19 protein-coding genes and 1 pseudogene are annotated in these 22,295 nt (G+C 67.1%); 12 read left to right on the forward strand and 8 right to left on the reverse strand.

All coding sequences use genetic code 11. From position 1 onward, the window contains the following. Positions 1–45: 45 nt before the first annotated feature. The 3 genes and pseudogenes from RIL96_RS05755 to hisD form a co-directional block, all read right to left on the reverse strand. Complete coding sequence (locus tag RIL96_RS05755; protein WP_310548058.1) at positions 46–600, reverse strand: hypothetical protein; 555 nt, start codon at positions 598–600, stop codon at positions 46–48. A 183-nt stretch (positions 601–783) separates the two neighbouring features. Then, a pseudogene (locus RIL96_RS13330) lies at positions 784–930 on the reverse strand (type IV toxin-antitoxin system AbiEi family antitoxin domain-containing protein); the annotation flags it as partial. A gap of 159 nt (positions 931–1,089) precedes the next feature. Then, the gene (gene hisD, locus RIL96_RS05760; RefSeq protein WP_310548059.1) at positions 1,090–2,400 is read right to left on the reverse strand and encodes a histidinol dehydrogenase; all 1,311 of its coding nucleotides are present in this window, start codon (positions 2,398–2,400) and stop codon (positions 1,090–1,092) included. Positions 2,401–2,709: 309 nt separating this feature from the next. Here hisD and RIL96_RS05765 point away from each other — a divergent pair, with 309 nt between their 5' ends. Next, complete coding sequence (locus tag RIL96_RS05765; protein WP_310548060.1) at positions 2,710–4,338, forward strand: mechanosensitive ion channel family protein; 1,629 nt, start codon at positions 2,710–2,712, stop codon at positions 4,336–4,338. Here the strand turns inward: RIL96_RS05765 and RIL96_RS05770 are convergent. After that, positions 4,322–5,455 (reverse strand): SDR family NAD(P)-dependent oxidoreductase, encoded by a 1,134-nt coding sequence (locus RIL96_RS05770; RefSeq protein ID WP_310548061.1) that lies wholly within the window; start codon positions 5,453–5,455, stop codon positions 4,322–4,324. The genes RIL96_RS05765 and RIL96_RS05770 overlap by 17 nt on opposite strands. 213 nt (positions 5,456–5,668) lie before the next feature. Here RIL96_RS05770 and RIL96_RS05775 point away from each other — a divergent pair, with 213 nt between their 5' ends. Further along, entirely contained in the window at positions 5,669–6,076 is a 408-nt protein-coding gene (locus RIL96_RS05775; protein ID WP_310548062.1) for a hypothetical protein, read from the forward strand. Here the strand turns inward: RIL96_RS05775 and RIL96_RS05780 are convergent. Next, positions 6,055–6,975 (reverse strand): MBL fold metallo-hydrolase, encoded by a 921-nt coding sequence (locus RIL96_RS05780; RefSeq protein ID WP_310548063.1) that lies wholly within the window; start codon positions 6,973–6,975, stop codon positions 6,055–6,057. The two genes, RIL96_RS05775 and RIL96_RS05780, sit on opposite strands and share 22 nt — an antisense overlap. A gap of 120 nt (positions 6,976–7,095) precedes the next feature. Here RIL96_RS05780 and RIL96_RS05785 point away from each other — a divergent pair, with 120 nt between their 5' ends. From RIL96_RS05785 to RIL96_RS05795, 3 genes are all read left to right on the forward strand, one after another. Further along, on the forward strand, positions 7,096–8,205 hold the full coding sequence (locus RIL96_RS05785) for a glutathione S-transferase family protein (RefSeq protein WP_310548064.1): 1,110 nt from the start codon (positions 7,096–7,098) through the stop codon (positions 8,203–8,205). A gap of 78 nt (positions 8,206–8,283) precedes the next feature. Then, positions 8,284–9,078: an SGNH/GDSL hydrolase family protein gene (locus RIL96_RS05790; protein ID WP_310548065.1), complete on the forward strand. Its 795-nt coding sequence runs from the start codon at positions 8,284–8,286 to the stop codon at positions 9,076–9,078. Positions 9,079–9,111: 33 nt separating this feature from the next. Further along, entirely contained in the window at positions 9,112–10,161 is a 1,050-nt protein-coding gene (locus RIL96_RS05795; RefSeq protein ID WP_310548066.1) for an ATP-grasp domain-containing protein, read from the forward strand. A 67-nt stretch (positions 10,162–10,228) separates the two neighbouring features. On the opposite strand, the gene RIL96_RS05800 is transcribed toward RIL96_RS05795, so the two are convergent. Then, positions 10,229–11,482 carry an aspartate aminotransferase family protein gene (locus RIL96_RS05800; RefSeq protein WP_310548067.1) on the reverse strand — a complete coding sequence of 418 codons (1,254 nt, stop codon included), beginning with the start codon at positions 11,480–11,482 and terminating at the stop codon, positions 10,229–10,231. A gap of 232 nt (positions 11,483–11,714) precedes the next feature. On the opposite strand from RIL96_RS05800, the gene RIL96_RS05805 reads away from it, so the two are divergent. Beyond that, positions 11,715–13,199 (forward strand): NAD-dependent succinate-semialdehyde dehydrogenase, encoded by a 1,485-nt coding sequence (locus RIL96_RS05805; RefSeq protein WP_310548068.1) that lies wholly within the window; start codon positions 11,715–11,717, stop codon positions 13,197–13,199. 105 nt (positions 13,200–13,304) lie between these two features. Here the strand turns inward: RIL96_RS05805 and RIL96_RS05810 are convergent, their stop codons facing one another. Beyond that, positions 13,305–14,393, reverse strand: a complete 1,089-nt coding sequence (locus RIL96_RS05810) for a putative endonuclease domain-containing protein (protein ID WP_310548069.1) — start codon at positions 14,391–14,393, stop codon at positions 13,305–13,307. Between the two features lie 187 nt (positions 14,394–14,580). Here RIL96_RS05810 and RIL96_RS05815 point away from each other — a divergent pair, with 187 nt between their 5' ends. The 6 genes from RIL96_RS05815 (at position 14,581) to RIL96_RS05840 (ending at position 21,309) form a co-directional block, all read left to right on the forward strand. Beyond that, positions 14,581–15,696 carry a diaminopropionate ammonia-lyase gene (locus RIL96_RS05815; protein ID WP_310548070.1) on the forward strand — a complete coding sequence of 372 codons (1,116 nt, stop codon included), beginning with the start codon at positions 14,581–14,583 and terminating at the stop codon, positions 15,694–15,696. Continuing rightward, entirely contained in the window at positions 15,696–16,853 is a 1,158-nt protein-coding gene (locus RIL96_RS05820) for an amidohydrolase (protein WP_310548071.1), read from the forward strand. The genes RIL96_RS05815 and RIL96_RS05820 overlap by 1 nt, the downstream gene beginning before the upstream one ends. Before the next feature lie 238 nt (positions 16,854–17,091). Then, complete coding sequence (gene dnaK / locus RIL96_RS05825) at positions 17,092–18,954, forward strand: molecular chaperone DnaK (RefSeq protein WP_310548072.1); 1,863 nt, start codon at positions 17,092–17,094, stop codon at positions 18,952–18,954. A gap of 10 nt (positions 18,955–18,964) precedes the next feature. Continuing rightward, positions 18,965–19,618, forward strand: coding sequence for a nucleotide exchange factor GrpE (locus RIL96_RS05830; protein ID WP_310548073.1), 654 nt, complete (start codon positions 18,965–18,967; stop codon positions 19,616–19,618). Between the two features lie 198 nt (positions 19,619–19,816). Next, positions 19,817–20,812 carry a DnaJ C-terminal domain-containing protein gene (locus RIL96_RS05835; protein WP_310548074.1) on the forward strand — a complete coding sequence of 332 codons (996 nt, stop codon included), beginning with the start codon at positions 19,817–19,819 and terminating at the stop codon, positions 20,810–20,812. Beyond that, complete coding sequence (locus RIL96_RS05840; protein WP_310548075.1) at positions 20,812–21,309, forward strand: heat shock protein transcriptional repressor HspR; 498 nt, start codon at positions 20,812–20,814, stop codon at positions 21,307–21,309. Before RIL96_RS05835 ends, RIL96_RS05840 begins: the two co-directional genes overlap by 1 nt. Position 21,310: 1 nt before the next feature. On the opposite strand, the gene RIL96_RS05845 is transcribed toward RIL96_RS05840, so the two are convergent. After that, positions 21,311–22,225, reverse strand: coding sequence for a LysR family transcriptional regulator (locus RIL96_RS05845; protein WP_310548076.1), 915 nt, complete (start codon positions 22,223–22,225; stop codon positions 21,311–21,313). Positions 22,226–22,295: the final 70 nt, after the last annotated feature.

A 22,295-nucleotide genomic window follows, 5' to 3' on the forward strand; every position in this document is an offset into this window, starting at 1 on the left:
TTCCTATGAGACAGCCCGGCGCACATCTGTAGCTGAAACAATCGCTCACCGGCTGGACCGCAGGGGAACCGGGGCCCTGCGGTGCTTCCGGGTGCGTACCATGTCCAGCAGCCACTGCTGAGTGTGTTCCCAGGTGAACCAGATCTGTTCGTAGCTGAGCCGATCGGAAACATACCCGCCGATGCGGCTCTGCAGGTCACGGCTGCGGTCCGTTGCCACCTCCCTTGACGAGGAGTGGTAGGCCTGGCTGTCGGCCTCGAGGATCCACGACCGTCCGACCAGCAGATCCACCCGCCCCACCCCGGGGATGAGCGCCTGAGGCTCCACGGGCACTCCGATCCGCTGGAAGAACAACCGCAGTCGGGTCTCCGAGCCTGACTCTGCCAGGGGCGAGAAGTGCTGTGCAGTGCGCCGGGCTCGCAGGGGCACCGTCGCCAGAAGATGGCGGGCGTCCGCGTCATGGATGAGCCCTCGGTTCACCGCCGATTCCAGCACGATGAGCCCGGTCTCCTCATCATGGCGATGGAGCACCTGCGCCACCGCATCCTCCACGGGCAGCACGGCCTGCCCGCACGCCTTCCCCAGCCGGTGGAACACCACCCCAGCAGGACGAGGCGACGGTGCTCTCGCCCCGGGGTTCAGTGCCACATGCAGCTCGGTGTGGTGGGGGACCCACAGGCCGTGGGCCTGGCAGGCACTGAGGCATCCGAGTCGCCCGCCGAGCTGGACAGCCCGCACGGCTGCTTCGGGAGTGCTTGCCTGAGCAAACCACCCGCGGCGGATACGCCGAAGGCGTCCCTGCCTCAACAGCTCCGTCAACTGTGCGTCCGCAATGCCCCGCTGTGCCAGCTGGGTCCTGGTGAAAGGTCCTGGATTCTCCACGCAGCCGACACTGTCATGCCGTACGGCGCCTCTGCAGTCACTATCCACAGCCTGTGGAAAATGTGTGCTGAAGCGTCTGCTACAGATATGGTTCGGAGGCGCTCTATATGCCAGGGCGAACCACCCACATAGAACACGCCCAGGCCACCACGGCCGCGGGCAAGTCCCAGAGGCTGCCGCTAGCCGGTGAACACTAGCCGGTGAACACTAGCCGGTGAAGCGGCGCGTCACCGCTGCCCCGTGCGCCGGCAGTCCCTCCGCCTCTGACAACGCGGCCACATGCGGGGCCACCTGCTCCAGCCCCTGCCGCTCATAGCGGATTACCTGCTGAGAGCGCAGGAAGCTGGTGACGTTCAACCCCGAGCTGTAGGCCGAGGCGCCGCCAGTGGGCAGCACGTGATTGGACCCGGAGCAGTAGTCGCCCAAGGACACCGGAGAATACCGTCCCAGGAAGATCGCCCCGGCATTGCCGATCCGTTCCGCCCAGGAGTCATCCGCCGCGGTCATGATCTCCAGATGCTCGGCCCCATAGGCTTCGGCGATCTCCGCGGCCTGCTCCAGAGAGTCCACTACCAGCACCGCCGACTGCGCCCCGCTCAACGAAGCCTTCACCCGCTCCACGTGCCGAGTGTGTGCGGCCTGCTCGGCGACGTGCTCCAGCGCCTTCTCAGCCAGTGCCATCGAATCGGTCACCAGCACGACGGCGGCCAACTCATCATGCTCGGCCTGGGAGATCAGATCCGAGGCCACCACTGCTGGGTCAGCAGTGTCATCAGCCAGCACCATGATCTCAGTGGGTCCGGCTTCGGCATCGATGCCCACAATGCCCTGCACGGCGCGCTTGGCCGTCGCCACATAGATGTTCCCCGGTCCGGTGATCAGTGACACCGGGTCCACCACACGGAGCCCGTCGGCATCGCGGGCACCATAGGCGAACATCCCCACCGCCTGCGCGCCGCCGACGGCGTAGACCTCCTCGACCCCGAGTAGCTGAGCGGCGGCCAGGACCGTCGGGTGGGGGTAGCCGCCGAAGTCAGCCTGCGGGGGAGAGGCGATCGCCAAGGATCGCACCCCGGCCACCTGCGCGGGCACCACGTTCATCACCACTGAGGAGGGGTACACCGCCTGCCCTCCGGGCACATACAGCCCCACGCGGCGGATCGCCGACCACCGGTTGATCACCTGTGCCCCCGGCCCCAAGGCCACCTCCGAAGGCTCGGGAACCTGCGCCGCGTGCACCGCCCGGGCGCGGAAGATCAGCTCATCCAGCGCCGCACGCACCTGAGGGTCAAGCTCCTCCAACGCCTGTGTCATGACCTGCTGCGGTACCCGCAGCGCCGGCGGGCGGACGCCGTCGAAGCGTTCGGAGAGCGCCAACAGGGCTTCCGCCCCACCGGTGCGCACCTGCTCGAGGATCGGCATCACCGTCTCCACCGTGGTGGCGATGTTCTGCTCGGGGCGCGGGAGTACGGAGGCGACGTCGGGGGCCGTGCCGCGCAGATCCTTCAGGGTGAGCATGATCCTCCTGGGTCGAGTGTGTCCGCACCGGGGCATCGGTGCCGCAGTTCCCATTTTGTCGCACTCGCACCCGGTCTGCCGCCATCCTGGGCCTCCCGCTGCTGTGTCAGGTTCCTGATGAGGCCCGGTCCTGGACTCTGTGCCTTCGTGCAGGAGACGTTCAGTGATCGGTAGGAAGACGTGTCACCATGGTGTCCTGCCGAGATATCTGCCGAGGGGCCGCGCCCTCAGCAGATCAGGGTGAGACCGGAGCAGGGTGAGACCGAGGCTCGGCCGTGCACCGGCCGAGGAAGTGCCACAGGAGGCCGCGTGTTCCCAGCGCAGTTATCGACGATGCTCGCCGTCCCTCAGGACAACCCCACCGAGACGGCGGAGGAGATGAGCGACATCGTCGAGGAGAACGTCCCCGACGGTGTGCAGGCGCTGATCGCCGACGTCGGCCCCACGATGGGTCTACTCATCGGGGTGGGCATCTCCGCGGTCTTCGCGTTCTTGGTGATGCTCGGTTCGGCGGTGATCCTGCGGCAGATCTTCCGGAAGATGCCCAGTGCGCAGCGGGCGGTGAACCGCACACGGATCCCCGCGTTCGTGACGGTCACCCTGATCGGCTCGCGTCTGGCGCTGGGCATCGTCTCCGCCGACCACGAGGACATCTGGTTCCTCGTTTTCTCCTACGCCCTGTTGGTGGGGATCGTGGTGTGCGCGGCCTGGTGGGCGCTGCGGGTGGTCGGCATCGTCGAGGCGGTCATCCTGGCCCGTTTCGCCGACGAGGAGAAGGTCGACGATCGCCGCAGCCGCCGGGTGCAGACTCAGGTCTCTCTGATCCGCCGGGTGATGTACGCGATCATCGTCACCATCGCGGTGGCGGCGGTGCTGCTGATGATCCCGCAGGTCCAGGCGCTGGGTGCCGGGCTGTTGGCTTCGGCCGGTGTGATCTCCGTGGTGGCCGGTCTGGCGGTGCAGTCCACGCTGACCAATGTGTTCGCCGGGGTGCAGCTGGCCTTCACTGACGCGATCCGCGTGGGCGATGTGATCATCATGGAGGACGTCTACGGGGTCATCGAGGACATCACGCTCTCCGCGGTGGTGGTCAAGATCTGGGACGAGCGTCGGGTGATCTACCCCTCCAGTCACTTCACGACGGTGCCGTTCGAGAACTGGACCCGGGTGGGCACCGAGATGATGGGCACAGTGGACATCACCCTTTACTTCCGGGCCCCGATGGACGAGATCCGCGCCCGGCTGAAGCGTCTGCTGAACTCCACCACTTTGTGGGACGGCAAGGAGTACTCGGTGCAGGTCTCCAAGGCGGAGTCCGGGGTGCTGCAGGCCCGCTGCACGGTCTCGGCGCGCAACTCCGCGGACCTGTGGGATTTGCAGTGCCTGGTGCGTGAGGACATGGTGAACTTCCTGCGCCATGAGCACCCGCATGCGCTGCTGGCTACCCGCATGGTGCTCGACTCCGGGGAGGAGGACCGCGACGGGCGGCTCTCCGTGCGTACCGGGCAGTTCGGTGCAGTGCCGGAGGGCGGTGCGCGTGGCACGCAGCCGCAGTATCAGCGCTACGACCTCGGCCGCCGCGACGACCGCCACAGCTGGCCTACCGATACCCGGGAGTTCCCCTCGGTGCCGCATCAGGACACCGATGAGTATGAGTTCGTCCGGCGTTACGGGACTGCGGCTGACCCGTCGGCGTACGCCGAGGACCATGACACCCCGCTGACCCGCGCTGGGGAGGGAGCGTCACTGTTCACCGGATCGATCAGCGCGGTGGAGCGTAACCGGGAGTTCGGCGGTCCGGGTGAGGAGGCCTACCGCGAGCGGCGCGAGTGGCTTGAGGAGCACTACGGCACCGGGGAGGTGGACACCCCGGAGGTCTCCGCTGAGGCCGATGCGGAGGAGATCACCCCCGACGACGGCGTCACCGGCTCGCGCTGACCGGCTCCCGGGAGGTGTCGTCCTGAGTGGTGGTCTCGCTCGTCTTCGCCCGGGGCGGTGCCGGCAGGCTGAGCTTCTTCGGGCGGGAGGGCTGTGAGGCTGCCGGGGTGGGCCCAGTTGGGGTGGACTCAGTCTTCTGGGCGGTGTCTTGAGGGGTCTCGTGCCGGGCCTGCTTCTCGGCCTGTCTCTGTGCCTTCGCGGCGTCCTTCTCGGCGCGTTTCGCTGCCTGGGCCTCGGCCTTTTCGGCCTTCCGACGCTCCTTCTCCGCCCGCTTCCGCTCTGCCGGAGACTGGAACGCACCCTCGGGGGCGGGAGAGGCGATGTCCACCTGCTCATCGGCGGCGACCGCCGCGGCGGAGTCCCGCTTCTGGTAGGCCCAGCGCACCACCGAATCCGGCAGCACCTTCAGTGAGGCGGTCAGCGCCTGGTACGTGCGGGAGGGGATGTGCACCTTGGCGCCCTGAGCATTGGCGGCCAGGCCCTCGCGGACGACGTCGTCGGCGTTGAGCCACATCCACCCTTTGGCGCGGTCGATGCTGATGCCGGAGCGGTCGTGGAACTCAGTGCGCACCAGGCCCGGGCAGAGGGCGGTGACGACGACGCCGTAGCGGGCCAGCTGCTCATGCAGGGCCTCGGAGAAGTTGATGACGTAGGCCTTCGCCGCAGAATAGGTGCCGGTGGAGGTGTACCCGGCGACGGAGGCCACGTTGATGATCCGGCCCCCGCGCTGCCGGCGCATCGTCTGGGCGGCGGCGTGGCAGAGTTCCACAGTGGTCTGCACGTGCAGGCGAAGTAGGTTCAGCTCGTCCTCCAGGGCGGTGTCGGCGAAGTCCCCGGCCAGACCGTGCCCGGCGTTGTTGACCAGCAGATGCACCGGTTGGGTGGTGTCTTCGATGCGGTCACGTACGGCGGCGACGCCGTCGTCGGTGGTCAGATCGGCGACTATCCGCCGCGCGCGGATTCCGTACTGCGTGGTCAGCGAATGCGCCTGGGTGCGCAGCCGGTCGGCGTCGCGAGCGACGAGGACTAGGTCATAGCCCTGTGCGGCGAGCTGACGGGCGAACGCTGCGCCCAGACCTGCAGTGGAACCGGTGATCAGAGCGGTGGGGAGAGCCATGCCTCCATCCTAGGCGCGCGGGGCGTGTTGACCGGCATTCGACGCACGCATTTCTCCTCGAAGAAATTCCGTGACGTTTTAGTGACTTTTCAGTAATCAGGAGGTGTTTGAGGGCGGGGTGTCTATGCTGGTGGTCTGCGCCTGACGGGGGCGCGACTGGTGGGCGGACGAGTGTGGTGCGCGTGTGCGGCCTCTCGAGTGAATGGAGGATATATGCGGTGGCATAAGCGGGTGGAATGGGGTCCGGCGGCGTTGAGTGCGCAGCAGTGGGCGGTGCTTGAGGCGCAGATCGAGGCGCCGGATCTGGATGCGGCGGAGCAGGTCCTCGACGACCTCACCGGGTTCATGGACCCGTTCCGGGCAGATGTGGAGGGCCGTCCGATGGTCGGCGAGTCTGACGGGCAGCTGGCCGTGGTGCGTCGGCGTGTGGCGGATCGGCGGGGGAGGAGGGTGCTCTCCGTGCAGTTCTTGGCGGCGGGGCCGGTGGGGCAGGCGGTGCCGCATGCCTTCGATCGGCTGGGCTCGGCCAGCGCGGAGCTGGTGGATCAGCTGCAGGCGGAGGGTGTGCGGATCGAGGAGATCCGCTGGTTCGAGCACCCCTATGTGGAGCGGCCGTTCTGAGGGTCGGTGCTGTGAAGGTCAGGGCTGTCTGACGGCTGCTGGCCCAGCTCGCCCAGGCGGCGCAGATGATCGACCTGCGCGCCGACGATCTTGGCTGTCACGGCGGAGCCGGCGGGGATGCTGTCACCGTAGATCAGCTGGGCGAGTTCCTCGTCGCTGAGCTCGGTGCCGTGGGTGTCCAGCAGCGCGCGGACCTGGTCCAGCCGCTCCTCGCGGTGTCTGAGGTAGTAGGCGACGACTTCGCCCAGACTCTCCAGCCGCGGGCCGTGGGCCGGCAGGACGGCGGCGGCGCCGAAGGTGCTGAGCCGGTGGAGGCTGTGTAAGTAGTCGGTGAGTGTGCCGTCGGGGAAGTCGAGCATCGTGGTGCCGCGGCCGAGGATGGTGTCGCCGGTGAGCATGGCGCCGGTGTCTGGCCCGGTGTCTGGCCCGGTGTCTGGCCCGGTGTCGGCGTCTGTGTCAGGTCCGGTGGCTGGGGGTTCGGGTGCGATCCACAGGCAGATTGAGTCGGAGGTGTGCCCGGGGGTGTGGAGCACTTCGACGGGCCGGCCGCCGACGTCGAGGATCTCACCGTCCGTGAGTGGGCTGACGGCGGCGCCGTCGGGTCCGGGGCGGCACTGTGCGGCGGAGAACCCGCGCACCGGGGCGCCGAAGTGCTCGGCGAATGCGGCCGCCGCGCCGGTGTGGTCACGGTGCCGGTGGGTGACCAGGATCTGGTCCACGCGGCGCTCGCCGATCTCTGCGGCCACGGCCTCCAGGTGCTCCGGGTGCCCGTCGGGGCCCGGGTCCACGAGGAGGACGTCGTCGTCGGGCCCGCCCAGCACATAGGTCAGTGTGCCCTCCAGCGTCATGGGGGAGGGGTTGTCGCACAGGATGCTGCGCGCCCACTGAGTCGTCCGCATACCCTCCACCCTATGCCCGGTATCGAGAATCCCTGGCTTTGTGAGAAATCCCTGGGTACATACAGCGGGAGAACTCACAAACCCAGTGATTCTCGATCCGGGGGTCCGTAGGCTGGGTGCATGAGCAGCGAACAGCATTCCACCAAGGGCGCCTACGTCACCGGCGGGGAGTTCACTCGGGACACCAACTACATCGAGGACCGGGTGGTCGCCGACGTCGACGCCGTCCGAGCCGCCCCGACCGAAGAGCCCTCGAAGATCGGCGACCCGCGCATGCAGGGCCTCACCGAGGGCGCAGAGGCCTGGCCGGTCGAGCCCGGCCGCTATCGGCTCGTCGCCGCCCGCGCCTGCCCCTGGGCGCACCGCTCGATCATCATCCGCCGGCTGCTCGGCCTGGAGGACGCTATCTCCCTGGCCACTCCCGGGCCGGTGCACGACGTCCGCTCCTGGACCTTCGACCTCACCGAGGACGGACGCGACCCCGTGCTCGGCACCGAACGTCTCCAGGAGAACTACTTCGCCCGCTTCCCGGACTACCCGCGCGGGATCACCGTGCCCGCCCTGGTGGACGTGCCCTCCGGCGGCGTGGTCACCAACAACTACCCGCAGCTGACCTTCGACTTCTCCACCCAGTGGCGGGATCACCACCGTGACGGCGCCCCGGACCTCATCCCGCAGGACCAGCTCGACGAGATGCTGCCGCTGATCCGGCTGATCTTCACCGAGGTCAACAACGGGGTCTACCGGGCCGGCTTCGCCGGAGGTCAGCAGGCCTACGACGACGCCTACGACCGTCTCTGGGCTGCACTGGACCAGCTGGAGCAGCGGTTGGCCGAGCGGCGGTATCTGATGGGAGACCACATCACTGAAGCTGATATCCGCCTGTTCACCACGCTGGTGCGCTTCGACCCCGTCTACCACGGCCACTTCAAATGCAACCGGCAGAAGCTGACCGAGATGCCGAACCTGTGGGGTTATGCCCGAGATCTGTTCCAGACCCCCGGCTTCGGTGACACGGTGGACTTCGACCAGATCAAGCGTCACTACTACGAGGTGCACGAGGATGTGAACCCCACCCAGGTGGTGCCGAAGGGCCCGGAGTTGCAGTCCTGGCTCAGTGAGCACGGCCGCGAGCGGCTCGGCGGCTCACCGTTCGCCGCCGGGGCGACGGCGCCCGGCCCGGTGCGCGCCGGAGAGGAAGTGCCGGGGGCGAACCCACTGCACCGATGAACCTCAGCCTGACGTGGCACACCCCGGCGGGATACCCTGAGGGCTGGACCGGATCCACCTGACAGGAGGAGAGCGCCGATGTCGTCGTCCGAGGAGCTCACGCGCAAGTTCGCCCGGCGGTTCGTCGCCATGGGGGACTCTTTCACTGAAGGGGTCGGCGACATCGACCCCTCCAGCCCCAACGACGTGCGTGGTTGGGCGGACCGGGTGGCGGCCCAGCTGATCAGCAACGATTCCTCCTGGGGCTACGCGAACCTGGCGATCCGCGGCAAGAAGCTTGAGCAGGTCATCGATGAGCAGCTCCACGCCGCCATCGATCTGAAGCCCACCCTGCTCACCCTCTACGCCGGCGGCAACGACATCATCCGCCCGACAGTGGACCTGGAACGGCTCATGTCCCGTTACCGGGCGGCGGTTCAGAAGCTGCGTGAGGAGACGGAGGCGCGGATTCTGCTGTTCACCGGCTTCGACTCGGCGAAGGCGCCCGTGTTCAACATGACCCGCGGCCGCACGGCCATCTATAACGAGCATGTGCGCAAGGTCGCGGAGGACCTGGGCTGCGAGATCGTCGACTTCTGGAACATGAAGCGCATGCAGGACTGGGCGTACTGGGATGTCGATCGTCTTCACCTGGGGATCGCCGGGCACACGCTCATGGCCAAGGAGGTGCTGCGGGTCCTCGGCGAGACTGATGAGATCGATGATCCGGAGCTCGACGCGATGCCTGCGGTCTCCCTCTACGACCGCACCAAAGACCATCTGACTTGGGGCCGTGACCACTTCTACCCCTGGGTCAGGCGCCGTCTGACCGGTGCTTCCTCGGGCGACGGTATGTCGCCGAAGTATCCGCAGCTCACCGATAAGGTGTGGTGAGCGCGGCCTACCGCACCTCGGTAGTCTGGAGTTGTGACGTCTGCAGAACTTGATGCCAACTCCCGTTTCGTCGCCGAACACATTGCCCATCGTTCTCTGCAGTTCAACGCGCTGCCTCAGTGGCCGGGGCATCGTGGGACGTTGAAGGCGACGGCCCGGCGCCGCGGGCTCACCCTCTCCGAATACGCCAACACGATGGTGTTCTTCGACGACGGCATCTGCGTGGGCGCGACCACCGGACTGGTCAGCTCGCTGATTGCCTACAGCGCCTCTCGGCTGACCCGCTCTAAGCGCGCCACCCGGGAGATCCTCGAGTCCGCCGGTATGCCGGTGCCCGCGGGCGCGGCCTTCGACGCCGACGGGGCGGTCCGTGCGAGGAGATACATCGAGGCGACGCTTCAGGCGCATCCCGGGCGGCGGTTCGTGCTCAAACCCTCTGACGGCAACGCCGGACGCGGGATCACGACCGGGATCAGCGCGGGCGAGGAGGTCGCCGGGGCGTGGAAACGGGCGCAGGCGGCGTCGAAGGATGGAGAGATCGTCGTCGAAGAGCAGGTCTCCGGGATCGACGTGCGAGTGTTCGTCGTCGGGGCGAAAGCCGTGGCTGCGGCGGTACGCATCCCCGCCCACATCATCGGCGATGGGGCACGGTCCCTCGCCGACTTGGCGGAGGAGTACACGCAGACCCGGCGGGTGAACGCCTACCTGGGGGCGCGGGATCCCCACGTCGACCAACGGCACCTGGCCCGCGGCGGGTATGACCTCTCCAGCGTCCCGGGGCAGGGTGAGGTGGTGTTCCTCAACGGCACGGCGAACATCTCCCAGGGTGGGCTGAGCGTGGACGTTACTGAAGCGATCGCCCCGGAGCTGCTCGACGTCGCCGTCCGTGCAGCGCATACGGTCCCGGGGCTGGGGACCGCCGGGGTGGATCTGTTCGTGCCTGATCTGAGCACCACCGACGGCGCGCACGTGATTGAGCTGAACCCCTCGGCGAACCTCTCCATCAACCAGTACCCCGCCTACGGACAGGGCCGTGACGTGGCCTCGGCCATCATCGACGAGATGCTGCGGCAGGGCAGCTGAGAATCCCCTGATATGTCTTGCTCCCCGTCAGAGACTCTGACGGGGAGCAAGACGGTAAGGGGAGATTTCAGCTCAGCACGGCGTCGAGCGTCTCGTTCCAGATGCCCAGCGCCTGGTCCACCTCGGATTCGTTCACCACCAGCGCGGGGATGAACCGCACGCACTGGCCCCACGGGCCACAGGTCAGCAGCACCAGACCACGGCGCGCGGCCTCCTGCTGCACGGCAGCTGCGGTGGCTCCGTCGTAGTTGCCCTCGGCGTCGCGGAACTCGTTGGCCAGCATGAGCCCGAGCCCGCGCACGTCAGTGATCTGCGGGTGCTTCGCGGCGGCGGCTTCCAGGCCGGCCTTCAGCTGCGCGCCGCGGGCGGCCGAGTTCGCCACCAGTCCCTCCTCCTGGATGACTTCCAGGGTGGCCAGGGATGCCGCGCAGGCGACTGCGTTCGCACCGTAAGTTCCGCCCTGGGAGCCCGGCCATGCCTTGTCCATCAGCTCGGGGCGCGCGGCGATGCCGGACAGCGGGAAGCCCGAGGCCAGGCCCTTCGCCGTCATCATGATGTCGCCCTCGACGCCGAAGTGGTCCTTGCCCCAGAACTCGCCGGTGCGCCCCCACCCGGTCTGGACCTCGTCGATGATCAGCACGATCCCGTGCTTATCCGCGCGCTCCTGCAGGCCCTGCAGGAACCGGGTGTTGTTCGGCACATAGCCGCCCTCACCGAGCACCGGCTCGATCAGAAACGCCGCTGTGTCATTCGGTGCAGACTGGGTGGCCAGGATGGTGTCCAGCTCACGCAGCGCGAAGTCGGTGGTCTCCTCCTCGGACCAGCCGTAGTAGGCCGCGTTCGGGTACGGTGCGACGACGACGCCGCCCATCAGCGGGGAGAACCCGGCACGGACCTTCGTGCCGGAGGTGGTGAGTGATGCCGCGCCCATGGTGCGGCCGTGGAAGCCGCCCTGGAAGACGACGATGTTCGGCCGGCCGGTGGCCTGACGGGCCAAGCGCAGTGCGGCCTCGGCGGCCTCGGAACCGGAGTTCGCGAAGAACACCGACCCCAGGTGCTCGGGCAGTACCTCGCCGAGACGCTCGGTGAGCTGCTGCAGGGGCTTATGCATGATGGTGGTGTACTGCCCGTGGATGAGCTTGCCCACCTGTTCCTGGGCGGCGGCGACCACCTTGGGGTGGCAGTGGCCGGTGGAGGTCACGCCGATGCCGGCGGTGAAGTCGAGGATCTTGCCACCGGACTCGTCATAGAGCCAGACGCCCTCGCCGCGCTCGGCGACCACACCGGTGGCCTGCTTCAGGATGGGGGAGAGGTTCGTCATGGCAGCTCCTTCGTGAACGGATGGTGGGAGGCGGTCTCAGCGTGCCATACCTCGGCCCGTCACACTTGGGCATACGAGGGTGTGTGCGTTGTTGCTGCCCGCCCTGTGACCTAGGCTACTCACAGATGCAGGGCATGTCAGCCGTCGTGTGCCGAACGGGCGTGCGGTGCCCTGTGTACCACGGAATGGGACGACGGCGAGACGCTGCGCGTCTGGCGATCAGGAGGACCACATGGCAGAGGCTCAGAGCATCACCGCCCAGCAGGAGGCGCAGGCGATCGCCGCGACGCCCAAGCGGCTTTACATCGACGGGCAGTGGGTGGATGCCCAGGGTGGTGCCACGCTCGACGTCGTGGACCCCTCCACCGGGCAGGTGCTGTGCCAGGTGGCCGATGCCAGCGTGGACGATGGCTGGGCGGCGATGCGCGCTGCGGAGAAGGCCCAGGCTGATTTCGCGGCGATGCCTCCGCGCAAGCGCTCGGACATCCTGATGGCGGCGTTTCGGCTGATGCACGAGCGCGCTGATGAGCTGGGCTTGGTGATGACGCTGGAGATGGGGAAGCCACTGGCTGAGGCGAAGGGCGAAGTGGCCTACGCCGCGGAGTTCTTCCGTCATTTCGCCGAAGAGGCGACTCGTATCGACGGCGGCTATCAGGTCTCGCCGACCGGCGGCGCACGGTTCCTGGTGACCCGCCAGGCCGTGGGCCCGTGCCTGTTCATCACCCCGTGGAACTTCCCGCTGGCGATGGGCACGCGCAAGCTGGGCCCGGCGCTGGCGGCGGGCTGCACCTCCGTGCTCAAGCCGGCGGCGCAGACGCCGCTGACGATGCTGAAGCTCGCCGAGATCCTGCACGAGGCGGGGGTCCCGGCCGGTGTGGTGAACATCCTGGTGACTTCGACCTCGGGCAAGGTGATGGAGCCGCTCATTCGGTCCGGGATCGCGCGGAAGCTCTCCTTCACCGGGTCCACCGGCGTAGGCCGGCGGCTGTTGGAGCAGTCGGCTGAGCGGGTGCTGCGTACCTCGATGGAGCTCGGCGGCAACGCCGGTTTCGTGGTCTTCGACGACGCCGACATCGACAAGGCCGTCGAGGGGGCGATGCAGGCGAAGATGCGCAACTCGGGTGAGGCGTGCACCTCGGCGAACCGGATCTTCGTGCACCGCGACGTCGTCGAGGAGTTCTCCAAGAAGCTGGCCGGCCGGATGGGTGAGCTGCGTGTGGGCCGCGGCGTCGACGACGGCGTCACGGTCGGTCCGATGATCGATGAGGCTCAGCAGAACAAGGTCGCCGAGCTGGTCGATGACGCCGTCTCCGGTGGTGCGAAGGTGCTGACCGGCGGGGCGAAGCCTGAGGGTGAGGGCTACTTCTACAACCCCACAGTGCTGACTGACATCCCTGAGGGCGCGAAGATGTGGACTGAGGAGATCTTCGGTCCGGTGGCCCCGGTGAGCGTGTTCGACACCGAGGAAGAGGTCATCGAGAAGGTGAACTCCACCGAGTACGGCCTGGTCAACTACGTCTACACCGAGTCGCTTCGCCGCGGGCTGCGGGTCTCGGAGGCTCTGGAGTCCGGAATGGTGGGGCTGAACCAGGGCGTGGTGTCGAACCCGGCCGCGCCGTTCGGCGGGGTCAAGGAGTCCGGTCTGGGCCGCGAGGGCGGGCCGAGTGGCATCGATGAGTTCCTCGAGGTGAAGCTCATCGGCATCGGCATGGACTGAGTTGAGCACCTCCTGTCATCGAGTCCCCGACTTCTGCAGCGTGTCGGACCGTTTTCGCTTCGACACGCCGCGGGAATCGGGGACTCGATGTATGCGGTGACAAGATCAGCCCCGCCAGCCGCGGGAACCTAAGGCCTCGGAGATCTTGTCCAGCGCTGGTGCCCAGTGCGGGTGGGTATGACGATCAGTGATCCGGACCTCCAGCCAGCCTCCGCCGGCAGCCCGTTCGGCCCGGGTGACATCCCGTTCGGCTTGACGGGGATCTGCGTGACCGCGCCCGTCGTATTCGACCGCCACCCGGAACGTCTCGTTGTTCAGATCGGGAGTGTGCAGATACCGGCCGTCGGGAGCGAAGATCGGCGAGTTGACAGCGAACTCAGGAAGCCCCACCCGGTGCATCCGATAACGCAGCTCAGTCTCCCGCGGCGAATCGGCGCCCACCCGCGTCAGAGCCGCCGCCTCGCGCAGAGCACGGACACCCCGGACGCCGTCCCGCATCCCCGCGACCTCGCGCAGCTCGGTGGGGTTCGTCAGTGCCGTACCGTCGCCGTGGGATCCGAAGTCCCCGAACTCCACGCACGGGTGCCGTACCAGCTGGTCGGCAAGTATCAGCAGCTCGAGGACGCTACGCCGGTGAGCCAGGTCAGAGAGCGTCCACGCCGGACTGGTCAGCAGGATGCCGTCACGTTCGACGACGTGTTCCTCCGGAATCCTGACCTGATGCCCGATGACGAGTCCGCTGCGGATCATGGGCTTGGACCCGTCGATCCGGGTCACGTGCAGGGGAGTGCTCGGTGTGAGATGTGTGTCGTGTACACCTGTAGCGCCCGGGTCGTCGCGAATCTGCATCGGCAGCGACCGAGCCCACGGCAGCGTGAATCCATGCAGTGCCGCTGCGGTGTGGTGCGAGGCGACGTGGATGCCGTCGCCGGTGATCGATCGCAGCATCTCACGGATCGGATCGTCCGGGGCGCCGGGTGAATAGAGCCCACGCCCGAGACGCGTGATCGTGGTGTTGCGGATCCCGTGACGGATCTCGTCATCGTCGAAGCCCGCAGCGAGCAGATGATGTCGGCGTCCCAGGTGCGCCGGCGGTGAGCTTGGGGCGCGACGGCGCCTGTCCGCTAGCGGGTCCGGACGTTTGGTTCTGTGCTGGTTGTGACGAGGATTCGGGGGAGGCTCTGCGGCGGACATGAGGACATTTCACCGGAGATCGGGCTGATGAGCGTTTCGTTCTCCACAGGGTGCGCCCCACCGTCCATCGAGTCCCCGACTTCTGCAGCAGTTTGGGCTGTTTTCGTCTCGACACGCCGCGGGAATCGGGGACTCGATGGGGTGGGGAACGCTTGCCGTGGGTGACGGCGTCGTAGAGGATGCTCACATGAACGCCCAGAGCACTTCGCCCTACACTCATCCGGCCGCTCGTACCTGGCGGACTGACCCGCTGGCGGACTCGCCGATCGACTTCCACCGCTCCATGCCCGGGTACGCCCCGACACCGCTCACCTCGCTGCCCGCTCTGGCTGAGGAGCTCGGAGTCGGTGCGGTGCTGATCAAGGACGAGTCCTCGCGCCTCGGGCTGCCGGCCTTCAAGATTCTCGGTGCCTCCTACGCGGTGGCCTGGGCGCTGTCCCGGCGACTCGGCGAGGACGATGTCCTGCCTCTTCAGGTGCTGCGTGACCGTCTGGCGGACACCGAGGGCCTGTCGCTTGTGGCGGCCACCGACGGCAACCATGGCCGGGCCGTCGCACATATGGCCCGTCTGCTCGGGCTCGCAGCCACGATCTTCGTACCACCGGGAGTGGCCGAGGCGGCGAGGGAGGCCATCGTCGCTGAGGGCGCGGAGCTGATCGAGCTGGAGCTGTCCTACGACGACCTCGTCGCCCATGCCGCCGCGCAAGCCGACGACGACGCACTCCTCATCCAGGACACCTCATGGGAGGGCTATGAGGAGGTGCCGCAGCGGATCGTCGACGGCTACTCCACGCTGGTGCAGGAGATCGACGAGAGCTTGGAGGTATCGGGTGACCCCGGTCCGGATCTGGTGATCATGCCGGCCGGTGTCGGCTCGCTGGCACATGCCGTCGTGCACCACTACCGCTCCACGGCCCATACTCCTGCGCTGGCGGTGGTGGAGCCCGAGGCAGCGCCGTCGGTGACCAGGGCGCTGCACGCCGGCACCCCGGTGTCAGTGGATACGGGAGAGACGATCATGATGGGGATGAACTGCGGCACGGTCTCCGGGATCGCCTGGCCGACGCTGCGCGACGGCGTCGACGTCTCGCTGACCGTCTCCGACGATCAAGCTCGTGCAGCGGTCGGCGAGCTCCGAGACCTGGGTGTCGACTCCGGCCCCTGCGGTGCGGCGACGCTGGCCGGGCTGCGCAGGATCTGCGGCGATGCCGAACTCCGGCGTGGCCTCGACCTCGGCCGGGAGTCTGTGGTCGTGCTGCTGAGTACGGAGAGCACGGCGGCGAACCCCAAGGGGAACAACTGATGGCCCAGACGGGAACGGCGTTGTCTTGGCGCCATCAGCTCCACCAGCTCGCCGAGACCGCCTTCGAGGAGCATCGCACTGCTGAGTGTGTGGCTGAGGTTCTGCGCTCGTTGGGGCTCAACGTCACCACCGGGATCGGAGGGACCGGCGTCGTCGGCACCCTGACGCGGGGGACGGGTGAACGGGTGATCGGGCTGCGCGCAGACATGGATGGGCTGGCTATCCACGAGCGGACAGGGCTGAGTTTCGCCTCCCGGCATGAGGGACGGATGCACGCCTGCGGTCACGACGGGCATATGGCGATGGTCCTCGGCGCAGCTGCGGAGCTGATCGGTGATGAGCTCGATGGGACTGTGCACTTCGTCTTCCAGCCAGCGGAGGAGCCGGGACGAGGCGCTGAGGCCATGGTCGAGGACGGGCTCTTCGAGCGTTTCCCGATGGAGGCGATCTTCGGGCTGCACAATATGCCGGGCCTGCCGGCAGGGATGCTGGCGACCCGCAGCGGGCCTATCATGGCCGGTGAGGACAATTTCGCCATCACTGTCACCGGTCGAGGCGGGCACGCCTCTGCGCCCCATCATCTGGTCGATCCTCTTGTAGTCGGGGCCCATATCATCGTGGCACTTCAGAGCATCGTGTCCCGCAGCGTCGATCCTGTCGACTCCGCTGTCCTGTCCTGCACGGACATCACTACCGATGGCGCGCGCAACGCCGTCCCCAGCACGGTGCGTATCACCGGAGATGTGCGGAACTTCGATCCTGCTGTCAGCCAGCTGGTGGAGAGGCGCCTCCGAGAGGTCGCCGAACAGGCCGCGCAGGCCTACGGAGCCGTGGCGGAGGTGAGCTATACCCGGGAGTTCGCGACGACGGTCAATCACCCGCAGGCCACTGCGTCAGCTGTTCGGGCCGCTGAGCGTGCCGTGGGTGAGGATCGGTGTGATGCGGCGGCTCCGCCGATCATGGCCAGCGAGGACTTCGGCGTCTTTGCGCGGTATGTGCCGGCGAACTTCACCCTGATCGGCAACGGAGCGAACGGGGAGAAGGGCGGTGTTCCGTTGCACAGCCATGACTATGAGTTCGACGACGGCATCCTGCCCGTCGGGATCCGGTATTACCGGAGCATCGTCCACGATCTGCTGACTCCGCCCCGCACCTGATCGAGTCCCCGATTTCTGCAGCAGTTTGGGCTGTTCTCGTCCCGACACGCCGCGGGAATCGGGGACTCGATGAGAGGGGTGGGGAATGACTTCGGGTGTTCTGCAGTTATACCCAGCGTGAAAGTTGAGCGTACTCGACTCAAGTCAGATTGACACTGAGAACCCGCAGGTGAAGACTTGAGCACGGTCCGCTCAATGCGCGAAAACGTCAGAACCCGAAGAAAGGGAGCCACAGACCATGGCACGAGCAGTAGGAATCGACCTCGGCACCACCAACTCGGTCGTCTCCGTCCTGGAGGGCGGCGAGCCGAGTGTGATCGCCAACGCCGAGGGCGCGCGCACCACCCCCTCGGTGGTCGCCTTCAACAAGGACGGCGATGTGCTGGTCGGCGAGATCGCCCGCCGTCAGGCGGTCAACAACCCGGACCGCACCATCTCCTCGGTCAAGCGCCACATGGGCACTGACTGGAAGAAGGAGATCGGGGACAAGACCTACACCCCGCAGGAGATCTCCGCCCGCACGCTGATGAAGCTCAAGCACGACGCCGAGGCCTACCTGGGCGAAGACGTCGGCGAGGCCGTCATCACCGTGCCCGCCTACTTCAACGACGCCGAGCGCCAGGCCACCAAGGAGGCAGGTGAGATCGCCGGGTTGAAGGTCTCCCGCATCGTCAACGAGCCGACGGCGGCCGCCCTGGCCTACGGTCTGGACCGCGGCAAGGAGGACGAGCTCATCCTCGTCTTCGACCTCGGCGGCGGCACCTTCGACGTCTCCCTGCTTGAGGTCGGCAAGGACGAGGACGGCTTCTCCACCATCCAGGTCCGCGCCACCGCCGGTGACAACCGTCTCGGCGGCGACGACTGGGACCAGCGCATCATCGACTGGCTGGTCGAGCAGGTGAAGTCCAAGGACGGTGTGGACCTCTCCAAGGACAAGATCGCTGTGCCGCGTCTGAAGGACGCCGCGGAGCAGGCCAAGAAGGAGCTCTCCTCGGCTACCTCGACCGACATCAACCTGCAGTACGCCGCGATGACCGAGAACGGTCCCGTCCACGTCAACGAGACGCTGTCGCGGGCGAAGTTCCAGGACCTCACCTCGGACCTGCTCGAGCGGACCAAGAAGCCCTTCGAGGACGTCATCCGTGAGGCCGGTGTGAAGGTCGATGAGATCGACCACGTCATCCTCGTCGGTGGTTCCACCCGTATGCCCGCTGTGGCGGAGTTGGTCAAGGACCTCTCCGGCAAGGAGGCCAACAAGGGCGTGAACCCGGACGAGGTCGTCGCCGTCGGCGCGGCCCTGCAGGCCGGTGTGCTCGGCGGTGAGCGCAAGGACGTGCTGCTGATCGACGTCACCCCGCTGTCCCTGGGCATTGAGACCAAGGGCGGTGTGATGACCAAGCTGATCGAGCGCAACACGGCCATCCCGACCAAGCGTTCCGAGGTGTTCTCCACCGCTGAGGACAACCAGCCCTCCGTGGCGGTCCAGGTCTTCCAGGGCGAGCGCGAGTTCACTCGGGACAACAAGGCCCTGGGCACCTTCGAGCTGACCGGTATCGCCCCGGCTCCGCGCGGCATGCCGCAGATCGAGGTCACCTTCGACATCGACGCCAACGGCATCGTCCACGTCTCTGCGAAGGACAAGGGCACCGGCACTGAGCAGTCGATGACCATCACCGGCGGCACCTCGCTGGATCAGGAGGACATCGACCGGATGGTCGCCGATGCCGAGACCCACGCGGAGGAGGACAAGAAGCGCCGCGAGGCAGCGGAGAAGCGCAACGCCGCCGAGTCCACCGCCTACTCGGTGGACAAGCTGCTCAAGGACAACGCGGACAAGCTGCCCGAGGACGTCAAGAATGAGGTCCAGGCCGACGTCGACGAGCTGAAGAAGGCTCTGGACGGTCAGGACAACGACGACGAGGTCAACGCCGCGTTCGAGAAGCTTCAGGCCTCCCAGACCAAGTTGGGTGAGGCGCTGTACGCACAGTCGGCGGAAGGCGCCGAGGGTGCTGATGGTGCTGAGGGCGCGGCCTCCGGTGAGGACGAGGACATCGTGGACGCCGAGGTCGTCGACGAGGACTCTGACGACGAGAAGAAGTGAGGAATCCCTGATGGCAGATGAGAACCGGAATCCCGAGTCCCACTCCGGCGACGAGGGTTCTGGGGCCCAGGACCCCATCAAGGACCCGCTGCGTCAGGCCGAGGAGGTCTTCGAAGGTGTGACTGATGAGGAGGTGGAGGGCACGGTCGAGGACGCCGACGTGGTAGATGCTGAGGCAGCCGACGCCGAGACCGCTGAGGTGATCGACGGCGACGCCGTCGTCGCTGAGGAGCGTTCCACCTCGGATCTGGAGGCCGAGCTGCAGGCTGACCTGCAGCGGGTCCAGGCCGAGTACGTCAACTACCGGCGTCGGGTGGAGCGTGACCGCTCCGTGGAGCGGGAGCGCACGGTCGGCCAGGTGCTGACCGCACTGCTGCCGGTCCTCGACGACGTCTACGCTGCCCGGCAGGCCGGTGACCTGACTGATGGTCCCTTCGCGGCGATCGCCAACAAGCTGGAGAAGCTGCTCGGCGAGCAGGGCCTCGAGGTGATCGATGAGGTCGGAGCCGCCTTCGACCCGTCCGTTCACGAGGCAATCATCCAGCAGCCGCATCCGGAGATCGCCGCCGATCACGTCGCAGCAGTGCTGCGGGCGGGATACCGGCAGAACGACCGTGTGCTGCGCGCCGCGCAGGTCATGGTCTCCACCGGCCCGGCGGAGTGACCGACAGGTTCGTTCCTCGGTTGTACCGGTGACACTGTTTGTACCGGTGACACGGTGCCGGTTCGGGCCGGTCGACCCCGACGTCGGGAGTCGGCCGGCCCGAACCGCATCACAGGCATCCGCATCGCAGGAATCATAGAGACTTTTCAACATGCTGACCGGCAGGTCAGACTTTTCAGCAGGAGGAAGGGAGGCGCCGTGGCCTCACAGGATTGGTTGAATAAGGACTTCTACGCCATCCTCGGCGTCTCGAAGGACGCAGACGCCGCCGAGATCAAGAAGGCTTACCGTAAGCTCGCCCGCACCTACCACCCGGACACCAACCCCGGTGATGATGCCGCGGAACAGAAGTTCAAGGATGTTGGCGAGGCCTACACAGTGCTCTCCGACGCCGAGCAGCGTGAACAGTATGATGCCATCCGCGCGATGGGATCCGGGGCTCGGTTCTCCGGTGCGCCAGCTGGTGGTGCTGGTGGCGCGGCAGGGTTCGAGGATCTCTTCGGCGGACTGTTCAACACCGGCGGTGCCCCGCCGCGCGGTGGCCGTGGGGCACCCGGTGGTGCCGGCGGCTTCCCGGCAGGGTTCGAGGACATCTTCGGGAACATGGGCGGCGGCGGTTTCGGCGGACGGTTCGGCGGCGGCGCGCCGGCGAAGGGTGCCGACCGGACCGCGGAGACCACGATCTCCTTCGCCGGTTCCATCAACGGCACCCAGGTGGGTCTGCGCGAACCGGACGGTCATGTCATCGATGTGAAGGTCCCTGCCGGGATCCGGGACGGCCAGAAGGTCCGCGTCAAAGGCAAGGGTCAGCAGGGTGCCGGCGGCGCCGGAGATCTGATGGTCAGCGTGAAGGTCACTCCGCACCCGTTCTTCGAGCGCGACGGCGACGACATCCGCGTCCACCTGCCGGTGAGCTTCGACGAGGCCGTGCTCGGGGCGACCGTCTCGGTGCCCACTGTCCACGGTGAGCAGAAGCGGATCAAGGTTCCGGCCGGGTCTTCAACGGGTAAGACTCTGCGCCTAAAGGGGCAGGGTGTGCACCGGAAGGCGAAGCAGGGCGACATGCTCGTCGTCGTCGATGTGCAGGTGCCCGCGGAGCTCAGCGATGAGGCCCGAGAGGCTGTGGAGTCCTATGCCGCGGCGACCGCTGACCAGGATCCGCGTGCTGGGCTGGAGCAGAGGGCGAGGCTCTGATGGTTCCGCGGCGCAGAGTTCCGGACCCGGACGATCCGCGGCTGCGGGAACCGGGACAGCGGCATGCGCCGTTGTTCGTGATCTCCGTGGCCGCTCAGCTGGCGGAGATGCACCCGCAGACACTGCGCCAGTACGACAGGATCGGGCTGGTGATCCCGAAGCGGCAGGGTGGCCGTCATCGGCGGTATTCCCCGCATGATGTGGAGCAGCTGCGCGAGATCCAGCGGCTCTCTCAGGAGGGAGTGTCGCTGGAGGGGATCCGACGGATCATCGAGCTGGAGAACCGGGTGGAGGAGCTCGCCGGCACAGTGGAGTGGCTGCGTGATGAGCTGCGTGAGGCGCAGCGGCATTCTACGAAGCCGCGGTTCTTCGCGGTGGGGCCCTACGGTGAGGCGGAACCGGTGGCACCGGGGCGGCGTCCCCGGGGGAGCAGCCGTTCGCTGACCCGCACCCAGACCCGGGCACTGGTGGTGTGGGAGCCGGGTGCCGCGCAGTAGCTCAGGGCTGCGGTGTACCTATGGCCGCGCCGAGTTCGGTGATCATCTCTTCGACGAACACCATCTGTACACGGTCCGGTTGGCGCCACGGTGAGGTCTGCAGCTGAGCGTTGCGCAGGCGCAGCTCCGGGTCACGGAGCTCGACGAGAGATAGCCCGTAGCGGCGCGCCTCGTCCACTGCGAGTATGGACGCAAAAGCAACGCCACCACCGGTTCTGGCGAACTCCAGGAGGGCGTCGTGCTGGTCGGCCTCCAGTACGGGGCGCAGTTCCCGGCCCGAGCGGCGTGCCGCAGCGCGCAGCAGTTCGCGCTGTGAGCTCTGTCCCCTCAGCAGACCGTAGGGAAAATCCAGGACATCATCGAGTGCGAGCGATTCCCGGTCAGCCAGCTCATGTCCGACGGCCAGGACGACGCGCGTGGGAATGAATACTGAGTGTTCCACGCGGATTCCCTCGTGCGGGCGCGTGGAGAAGGTGGCGGCGACGTCGACCCGCTCCTCGCTGACCAGGCGTGTGGCCTCTTCGTTGCTGACAGTCTGCACCTCGAACCGGACATCTGGTTCCCTGACTCGCACACGGGTCAGGGCCCGTGCGACGAAGCTCGTCGAGAAGGCGCTGGAGCAGGCGATGCGGAGCAGAGGATCTGCCTGTGTGCCGTCGGCGAGGTCGCGGAGCAGTGCGGTCTCTTCGATCTCAGCACGGCGGATATGGGTGAGCAGCCGCAGTCCGGCTTCGGTGAGGTCGACGCCCTTGCCGTGCCGTACGAATAGTTCGACGCCGAGGCCGCGTTCCAGCTTCCTGATCTGGCGGCTCACAGCCGAGGGCGCGACCCGCTGTTCTGCGGCGGCGCGGTTCACTGACCCCCGCAGAGCCGTCTCACGGAAGTAACGGAGGTCGGTCGGCAGCAGCGTCTTCACGGTCTCCCTCTCAGCTCATCTCTTAAAGTGTTGCCTCAGAAGCAATGTTCACATGCTGCATCGGTCATAG

The sequence above is a fragment of the Nesterenkonia aerolata genome, from assembly GCF_031470965.1.
Classification (GTDB): Bacteria; Actinomycetota; Actinomycetes; order Actinomycetales; family Micrococcaceae; genus Nesterenkonia; species Nesterenkonia aerolata.

Excerpts from the sequence above, each read along its gene's own strand:
- RIL96_RS05810 (WP_310548069.1), bottom strand. The coding sequence starts at position 14,393 with ATGTCCGCCGCAGAGCCTCCCCCGAATCCTCGTCACAACCAGCACAGA.
- hisD (WP_310548059.1), bottom strand. The coding sequence starts at position 2,400 with ATGCTCACCCTGAAGGATCTGCGCGGCACGGCCCCCGACGTCGCCTCC.
- RIL96_RS05785 (WP_310548064.1), top strand. The coding sequence starts at position 7,096 with ATGAGCAGCGAACAGCATTCCACCAAGGGCGCCTACGTCACCGGCGGG.
- RIL96_RS05770 (WP_310548061.1), bottom strand. The coding sequence starts at position 5,455 with ATGGCTCTCCCCACCGCTCTGATCACCGGTTCCACTGCAGGTCTGGGC.
- RIL96_RS05815 (WP_310548070.1), top strand. The coding sequence starts at position 14,581 with ATGAACGCCCAGAGCACTTCGCCCTACACTCATCCGGCCGCTCGTACC.
- RIL96_RS05775 (WP_310548062.1), top strand. The coding sequence starts at position 5,669 with ATGCGGTGGCATAAGCGGGTGGAATGGGGTCCGGCGGCGTTGAGTGCG.
- RIL96_RS05830 (WP_310548073.1), top strand. The coding sequence starts at position 18,965 with ATGGCAGATGAGAACCGGAATCCCGAGTCCCACTCCGGCGACGAGGGT.
- dnaK (WP_310548072.1), top strand. The coding sequence starts at position 17,092 with ATGGCACGAGCAGTAGGAATCGACCTCGGCACCACCAACTCGGTCGTC.
- RIL96_RS05790 (WP_310548065.1), top strand. The coding sequence starts at position 8,284 with ATGTCGTCGTCCGAGGAGCTCACGCGCAAGTTCGCCCGGCGGTTCGTC.
- RIL96_RS05805 (WP_310548068.1), top strand. The coding sequence starts at position 11,715 with ATGGCAGAGGCTCAGAGCATCACCGCCCAGCAGGAGGCGCAGGCGATC.
- RIL96_RS05780 (WP_310548063.1), bottom strand. The coding sequence starts at position 6,975 with ATGCGGACGACTCAGTGGGCGCGCAGCATCCTGTGCGACAACCCCTCC.
- RIL96_RS05840 (WP_310548075.1), top strand. The coding sequence starts at position 20,812 with ATGGTTCCGCGGCGCAGAGTTCCGGACCCGGACGATCCGCGGCTGCGG.
- RIL96_RS05800 (WP_310548067.1), bottom strand. The coding sequence starts at position 11,482 with ATGACGAACCTCTCCCCCATCCTGAAGCAGGCCACCGGTGTGGTCGCC.
- RIL96_RS05820 (WP_310548071.1), top strand. The coding sequence starts at position 15,696 with ATGGCCCAGACGGGAACGGCGTTGTCTTGGCGCCATCAGCTCCACCAG.